This is a genomic window from Neobacillus niacini (assembly GCF_023715785.1).
GTDB lineage: Bacteria > Bacillota > Bacilli > Bacillales > Cytobacillaceae > Neobacillus > Neobacillus niacini_E.
In genome coordinates, this window is record NZ_JAMBOX010000132.1 from 1 (window position 1) to 204 (window position 204).

A 204-nucleotide genomic window follows, 5' to 3' on the forward strand; every position below is an offset into this window, starting at 1 on the left:
TCGTTCTTTGAAAACTAGATAATCGTAAAAGAAGAAGTAACCAAGTAAAAACCGAGTGATCGCCATTTTAGTTTTTCTCTCTAATTATTAGAGTAAAACCTTTTAGGTTAAGTTAGAAAGGGCGCACGGTGGATGCCTTGGCACTAGGAGCCGATGAAGGACGGGACTAACACCGATATGCTTCGGGGAGCTGTAAGTAAGCTT

At 41.2% G+C, this 204-nt stretch carries 1 rRNA gene; it reads left to right on the forward strand.

Annotation, left to right across the window (positions count from 1 at the left end):
* Positions 1-105: 105 nt before the first annotated feature.
* A 23S ribosomal RNA gene (locus M3234_RS29130) occupies positions 106-204 on the forward strand; the annotation flags it as partial.